This window comes from Vibrio sp. V42_P2S4T144 (assembly GCF_009904715.1).
GTDB classification, from domain to species: domain Bacteria; phylum Pseudomonadota; class Gammaproteobacteria; order Enterobacterales; family Vibrionaceae; genus Vibrio; species Vibrio alginolyticus.
Genome location: NZ_WXWS01000555.1, coordinates 1 through 5,643 on the forward strand (window position 1 = coordinate 1; position 5,643 = coordinate 5,643).

Sequence of the window (5,643 nt, forward strand, 5' to 3'; positions counted from 1 at the left end):
GCTTTGATTCAGTTGAACGCTGTGACTATCTTGATTTGGCTCATCCTCTGTAGGTAGAAGCAAAGCGACCGAAAAACAAAACACAGCAACGATTAAAGCAATAAATTTAAACTGACTCATGAGAAACTAAGTAACAATAATAACGATTGTTATGTTATAACATATCTAGGATTATTTTTACTCAGTTTAGTAAACGTTTATTCAGTTCACTGGATTGGCTAAGAGAAGACCAGTCATTCAACCCATTCTCTTTGAGAAGGATCAATAATGAACACATTCAATTCAGCACTGATCGTTGCAGGAACACACGGAAACGAACTTTCTGGTATTTATTTACATAAACTAATCAAAGAAAAACGTTACTCTGTCAATAGATCAACCTTTTCAGCCTGCTCGATCATCGCAAACTCCGAAGCAGTAAAACACAACGTCCGATACATCGATACAGACTTAAATCGCGAGTTCTCAGCAATGAATAGCAATCATTGTCCTGATTTGCATGAAAGCAAGATTGCACATCAATTTATCGAGAAATATGCAAACCAAGAAAAACTGTTGATTGTTGACCTGCACAATACAACAAGCAATATGGGAGCGACGTTGATTTTGCTTTCTAACGATGTGTTTTATCGGAAACTGGGCGCGTACGTCAAACAACGAATGCCATCAGCACATGTCCTTTTCGAAGAGCGAAAAGAATGGCAAGAGCAACCTTACCTTTGTACTGCTGGGCAATATGGAATAATGATTGAGATCGGGGCGCAAGCACATGGTGCGCTAGAGTACAGTACGTTGGAGTTGATGAAACAGATGCTTACCGCAGTATTGGACTATGTTGAAAAGCACAACCTCAACCAAATAGGCTTACTGAGCGATTATGAGGCGTTTTTTTACACCGAAGAAATCAGGGTTCCACTTGATCAAGAGGGTATGCGGCAAGCACTAGTACACCCTACTATTTGTGGCAGAGATTTTGAGGCGGTCAAACCAGGAGCACCTTTATTAGCGACTTTCGCTGGTTATGATATCCATTGGAATGGCAAAGGGGAAATTTACCCGCACTTTATCAATGAGAGCGCCTACAGTACCGCAAATATAGCAATGGCCCTCGCTAAAAAAAGACGTGTTTCTTCCGTGTAACTTAAAGCAAGTAATTAGGCCACGTGTAACGTGGATACCTCACCCCATGAATAAAACTGTGCCTGAACCGCATAGGCAGAAAATACGGGTACTAACCCCACCCTAATACGGCAGCATAAGTGCCCTAAGCGCAGCTTTAAAAGAAACCCCACTAGAATTTTAAGGAGGTAAGACATTATGGTTAAAAGGAGAGTTTTCTCTTTTCTATCATGATGCCTTCTCCAAACATCGAAATAATCTATCTTCAAATTGGTCATCTAGACCGGAAGAGATCAGTTCTAGGCGGCTTTCTGAACACTCGTCTAGTTCAAACTCTGTGAGTCCATCTGATGTTAGATTGTAACCAAAAATACCGCTTCCCGTGATAAAAACCGCTTTCATTCGTTCGACCTTGAGGTCGAGCAGCAATAATCTCAGCTTTTGATGATCGAACACGTTTTCAGCGGAGATACGCCAACCGATACTGTAGAAACCTTCCCCCTGATTGGTTGCTTTTAGAATGCCGCTCTCAGGCATAGGCAACTCAGGAACAAGCGACTTTTTCTCTCTTTCACGATAAAGAACAGAGGGCGTTTTTTGCACGTCAATACGAGTCGCTCCCTCACATTCATGAAAAGGGATAGCGCCATGTTCAGCGAAAATCACTTTTGTTTCCCGCAGACCGAGCTTTGCTATATAAGCCGTCAGCTTTTGCTCATCTTCATCTTGATAGAGATCGCGCTTATTACCTACCACTGTATCTGCGATAGTGATTTGCTGGTTAAACGTTTCATGCTAAGTGTACTTAGGATCCGATAGTTTACGTGCATCGACTAAAGTAATGTTTTTTTGCAAAGCGAGAATTTGACGATAATACTCGGTCGATAGCACTTGCAGTACTTCTTTAGGATGACCAAGGCCTGTAGGCTCAATCAACAATCGATCTGGCCTTGCTTCAGACAATAATTGATTTAAGGCGATTTGCATCGGAAGACCTGCTGCACAGCACATACATCCCCCGGGGACCTCTCGAATAAACACTTGGTCTTGTTGTTTTTTTTGGCCTTGTAACAAGCTGCCATCAATACCAACTTCGCCAAATTCATTGACCAATACAGCCCAACGTTCATGACTCGGTTTATGGGTCAATAAGTGCATTATTGCCGATGTTTTCCCCACCCCGAGAAAGCCAGTGATGATGTTAGTCGGCACTCGCGAAATCAGTGGCTTATTAAAGTTCATTGGCAATTCTCCGGTAGCCTTGGACTAGTTCATGGTTGGCAGAAACGACGGATTCGGAAAAAGCTGAATATTCTGGCGGCACTTTAGAGATACTCTCTAAATCAAAACCGACACCAATATTGGTCATCGGTGGTACATGGAAATAAGCGGGTAAATCGAGGCCATCGACGACACAGTTATGACGAATAACACACCTCTCACCGATGACGCTATTGAACACGACGGAGTTGAAGCCAATGAAAACATCATCACAAACCTGGCAAGGACCATGAATAATCGAACGATGAGCAATGGATGAGCGCTCACCAATGGTCACCGCAGCCCCTGCCTTAGAGTGAATTACGACACCATCTTGGATATTGGTGTCACGTTTGATGACGATAGCTTCCATGTCTCCATGGTTATTAACTTCGTCAGCTCGAATAACAGCATAGGGTCCAATAAAAACGTTATCCTCAATAATGACTTTGCCACAGATAATAGCGGTTGGATCGATAAAGGCTGTTGACGACACCTGTGGCATATGGCCCGTTGGGTTTCTTCTTAACATAATGCTTCCAGTTTGTTTATGGCTCTTTTTTTACGGTCAGCGACTTAACGATTGAAGGATAAACGCATCGCTCCAGCTGGTTTATCGATGACTTTGTTATTGGCATAAACTAGCGCGCCATTGACCCAAGTCTTTTGAATTTGAGCTGAAAATTCATGTCCAGCAAAAGGCGACCAACCACAGTGATATAAACTGTTTTCGTTGCTAACTCGTGTTGGGGTATGAGCATCAACCAACACCAAATCGGCGTAGTAACCTTCACGAATAAAACCTCGGCCTTGAATGCCATAGCGAATGGCCGGGTTGTGCGCAGTTTTTTCGACTACTTGAGTCAAACTCATATGACCTAAACGGACATGCTCGAAGAGAGTAAGTAACGCATGCTGAACTAACGGCAGTCCGGCTGGAGCCTGCTCGTAAGGCACTTGTTTTTCTTGCCAAGTGTGAGGAGCGTGGTCTGTTGCAATGATATCTATTTGCCCCGTATTTAACGCTTTTAACAACGCATCGCGGTCACTAGGAAACTTGATTGAAGGATTACATTTGATCAAATTACCAAGAGCGCCATAATCTTTGTTGCTGAACCAAAGATGGTGAACACAAGCCTCCGCGGTGATTGATTTATCTCGAATGTCTCCCTCGTCAAAAAGTGCTAGCTCCTTCGCCGTTGTGATGTGCAGCACATGCAGTTGGCTGTGATACTTTTTGGCAAGTTCTACCGCATAAGAAGATGAAGCGTAACAGGCCTCTTCGTCACGCAAAATGGGATGGTCTTCGATAGTGAAACCTGGCTTCTTAAGCCTTTGCTTTTGCTGGTTTTGTTTAATAACAGTCCCACTTTCACAATGAGTAACAATGAGTACTGGAGAGTCACGAAAAATTGACTCTAACGCTTGCGGATCTTCGACTAACAAATTTCCTGTTGATGCCCCCATAAATACTTTCACACCACAATGTTGTTTGGGGTTAAGTTGTTTAATCTGTTCAAGATTGTCTTCGGTTGCACCGAGGTAGAAAGAATAATTCGCAAACGAGCTTTCTTTAGCGAGAGCGAACTTGCGCTCTAACGAGTCAATAGTCGTTGTAGCCGGACTAACATTGGGCATTTCCATGTAGCTTGTAATACCGCCGGCCACCGCTGCCCGCGACTCACTTGCAATTGTGCCTTTATGTGTCAGCCCTGGCTCTCGGAAATGCACTTGATCGTCAATCATGCCTGGCAGTAAATAAGCCCCTTTAGCATCAATTACAATATCTCCGTGTTGTACGGATATATTAGTAGCAATCTTGTCAATTCTTTGATCAACAATACGTAAATCTGTTTCGGTAATGGCTCTTTCGTTGACCACCCGAGCATTTTTAATCAATGTTGCTGACATAATTCATTCTTTAGATAATTTGAAAAGGTGGCCAATACTCGGTCACCTTGTGAAGTTATAAGGGGAAATCGTGTGTCCGCCTCATAGCGGGCGCTTTGCGCATTCATCGCAAACACAGGAAATCTCAAATTGTGGGCTAAGAACAGTGAAGCCTTCTTGTATGGCTTTCGCACATACGCTAGAAATAACATTGGCTTCAACCGCTATTTCACTAACCTTTCCACACTGAGAGCAAATCAAAAACTGTGGAACGCCATGCTCCTGATCGCACGCGATTTGAGAACAAACGACGTATTTACTAGATGTATTGAGCTTATGGACAAAGTGCTCTGCTTCAAGGAAATCTAGCATTCGATAAACCGACATCGCTTGAATGTTTTGAGAAAAGTTGTGATTGCAGTAGTCAACTAGTTCGTAGGCAGAAAGCGGCTTCTCCGCATATAGTAGTGAAGTCAGTATCAATTTCCGTTTAGTAGTAAGTTGTTTACCTCGCAGCAGGCAGATTTTCTCTACCTGCTTCATGACGTCATCTACCGTTTTGAGCTTTCTCATATCTCTAGATGAAATCCAATGTGAGTAGTAAGCGACGTTCATTGTCTGCAACATGTGGAGAGCGATGTATAACTCCAGTGGCTTCATTGCCTTCCCAACCACTTCCTTTGAGCAGGGCAACATCGCCAGGCTGCATTCGTCGTATTGCACTTTCAGAGTCGTATAATCCCGATAGGTGATCAGGTTGACCAAGACTACCGGCACCGAGTTTTGGGCGATCAATGGTATCGTTGGTTAACCATTCGGTCGCTCGGCCGGTATAAGTTATGACAAGTCTGCAAGGCACACGATCAAAGTGAAATTTCGGGCACATCGGGCTGTCTAGGCGAGTTAGTCTCAAACCTGCTTCTTTAACCTCAAACAAACAGCAGAACATATCGACGATTAAAGCAACATCTTCACTCAGCGCATCAGCACACGCATAGCCCTCTAACTTGCTTCGTACCCATTGTGCAGCATCATCTGGCGTGACACTTTGTACCAGTGCCAATCTAGGCTCCTGAGCCAGCATCAGATTAATGTCCTTCGTCAACTCTTTCGAGAGCGTTCGCTGCCATATGGCAATATTGTGCTCTGGTTTGTAGATGTCGCTAAGTATGTTCGCTGATGTCGATATCGCCAACGATGATGTTTTTTGGACACGAAGCGGGTTCTCAACTACATCAATGCTCATATATCTTCCTCCCAAGCGTTAAAAAGGTCAGGTAAAGGTTTTAATAACGTTGATTTTCTAGGGCTATGAGACCTAGTAATCGTTACGATTTCGCTCTAGTTCACGGACATATTGACACAGTCCCACCC

General features: G+C 43.6%; 5 protein-coding genes and 1 pseudogene. 1 reads left to right on the forward strand and 5 read right to left on the reverse strand.

Annotated elements, in window-relative coordinates; all coding sequences use genetic code 11:
* Positions 1-267: 267 nt before the first annotated feature.
* On the forward strand, positions 268-1,140 hold the full coding sequence (locus CAG68_RS18465) for an aspartoacylase (RefSeq protein WP_161441485.1): 873 nt from the start codon (positions 268-270) through the stop codon (positions 1,138-1,140).
* 207 nt (positions 1,141-1,347) lie between these two features.
* On the opposite strand, the pseudogene CAG68_RS18470 reads toward CAG68_RS18465, so the two are convergent.
* The 5 genes and pseudogenes from CAG68_RS18470 to CAG68_RS18490 all read right to left on the reverse strand — a co-directional run bounded on the left by CAG68_RS18470 (position 1,348) and on the right by CAG68_RS18490 (position 5,515).
* A pseudogene (locus CAG68_RS18470) lies at positions 1,348-2,361 on the reverse strand (CobW family GTP-binding protein).
* Positions 2,351-2,911 (reverse strand): carbonate dehydratase, encoded by a 561-nt coding sequence (locus tag CAG68_RS18475; protein WP_017821071.1) that lies wholly within the window; start codon positions 2,909-2,911, stop codon positions 2,351-2,353. Before CAG68_RS18475 ends, CAG68_RS18470 begins: the two are co-directional and overlap by 11 nt.
* A gap of 44 nt (positions 2,912-2,955) precedes the next feature.
* Positions 2,956-4,290: a dihydroorotase gene (locus tag CAG68_RS18480; protein ID WP_017821072.1), complete on the reverse strand. Its 1,335-nt coding sequence runs from the start codon at positions 4,288-4,290 to the stop codon at positions 2,956-2,958.
* 81 nt (positions 4,291-4,371) lie between these two features.
* Complete coding sequence (locus tag CAG68_RS18485; RefSeq protein ID WP_161441486.1) at positions 4,372-4,842, reverse strand: Fur family transcriptional regulator; 471 nt, start codon at positions 4,840-4,842, stop codon at positions 4,372-4,374.
* Between the two features lie 4 nt (positions 4,843-4,846).
* Positions 4,847-5,515, reverse strand: coding sequence for a DUF1826 domain-containing protein (locus tag CAG68_RS18490; protein WP_161441487.1), 669 nt, complete (start codon positions 5,513-5,515; stop codon positions 4,847-4,849).
* Positions 5,516-5,643: the final 128 nt, after the last annotated feature.